Genomic DNA, 1,719 nt, shown 5'->3' with positions numbered 1-1,719 from the left:
AGTATGTATTGACACAAGAAGATGTAGATGCAGGAATGGTAGAAAACCAAGCACTTGCAACTGGTCAGAACCCAAGTGGAGATGACGTAGAAGATACATCAGATGATGATAGTACAGTAGAAGGTGATGATGATGTAACAATCACAGATCTACCAGAAGATCCAGGAACAATAGCAATTGTTAAGACTGGAACGTTTAATGATGAGGATGGAGATGGTTTTGCACAGGCTGGTGAGACAATCACTTATAACTTCACAGTGACAAACACAGGAAATGTAACAGTAACAAACATTATTGTAACAGATCCATTAGTAACAGTAACTGGCGGTCCTATTGATTTAGTACCAGGAGCTAGTGATGCAACAACATTTGTAGCTGAGTATGTATTAACACAAGAAGATGTAGATGCAGGAATGGTAGAAAACCAAGCACTTGCAACGGGTCAGAACCCAAGTGGAGATGACGTAGAAGATACATCAGATGATGATAGTACTGAAGAAGGTGAGGATGATGTAACAATTACAGATTTACCAGAAGATGTTGGATCTATTGCAGTTGTAAAAACTGGAACGTTTAATGATGAGGATGGAGATGGTTTTGCACAAGCTGGTGAGACAATCACTTATAACTTTACAGTATCAAACACTGGAAATGTTACGATATCAAATATTGTTATAACAGATCCATTAGTAACAGTAACTGGCGGTCCTATCGATTTAGTACCAGGAGCTAGTGATGCGACAACGTTTGTAGCTGAGTATGTATTGATACAAGACGATGTAGATGCAGGAATGGTAGAAAACCAAGCACTTGCAACTGGTCAGAACCCAAGTGGAGATGACGTAGAAGATACATCAGATGATGATAGTACAGTAGAAGGTGATGATGATATAACAATCACAGATTTACCAGAAGATCCAGGAGCAATAGCAATTGTTAAGACTGGAATGTTCAATGATGAAGATGGAGATGGTTTTGCACAAGTAGGTGAGACAATCACTTATAACTTCACAGTGACAAACACAGGAAATGTAACAGTAACAAACATTATTGTAACAGATCCATTAGTAACAGTAACTGGCGGTCCTATTGATTTAGTACCAGGAGCTAGTGATGCGACAACGTTTGTAGCTGAGTATGTATTGACACAAGACGATGTAGATGCAGGAATGGTAGAAAACCAAGCACTTGCAACTGGTCAGAACCCAAGTGGAGATGACGTAGAAGATACATCAGATGATAATAGTACAGTAGAAGGAGAAGAGGATATAACAATCACAGATTTACCAGAAGATCCAGGAGCAATAGCAATTGTTAAGACTGGAACGTTCAATGATGAGGATGGAGATGGTTTTGCACAAGTANGGAAATGTAACAGTAACAAACATTATTGTAACAGATCCATTAGTAACAGTAACTGGCGGTCCTATTGATTTAGTACCAGGAGCTAGTGATGCAACAACATTTGTAGCTGAGTATGTATTAACACAAGACGATGTAGATGCAGGAATGGTAGAAAACCAAGCACTTGCAACTGGTCAGAACCCAAGTGGAGATGACGTAGAAGATACATCAGATGATGATAGTACTGAAGAAGGTGAGGATGATGTAACAATTACAGATTTACCAGAAGATCCAGGAGCAATAGCAATTGTTAAGACTGGAACGTTCAATGATGAAGATGGAGATGGTTTTGCAGAAGCTGGTGAGACAATCACT

At 39.2% G+C, this 1,719-nt stretch carries 2 protein-coding genes; both read left to right on the top strand.

The window, feature by feature from the left end:
* Positions 1-35: 35 nt before the first annotated feature.
* On the top strand, positions 36-1,433 hold the full coding sequence (locus ACFO5T_RS00850; RefSeq protein ID WP_465251689.1) for a DUF7507 domain-containing protein: 1,398 nt from the start codon (positions 36-38) through the stop codon (positions 1,431-1,433).
* On the top strand, positions 1,333-1,719 hold a 387-nt coding region (locus tag ACFO5T_RS15145; RefSeq protein ID WP_465251688.1), incomplete at its 3' end, for a DUF7507 domain-containing protein. The genes ACFO5T_RS00850 and ACFO5T_RS15145, both read left to right, overlap by 101 nt.

Source organism: Dokdonia genika (assembly GCF_042652845.1).
In the GTDB taxonomy this organism is placed as follows: Bacteria; Bacteroidota; Bacteroidia; order Flavobacteriales; family Flavobacteriaceae; genus Dokdonia; species Dokdonia donghaensis.
This window is presented reverse-complemented; position numbering and strand designations above follow the sequence as displayed.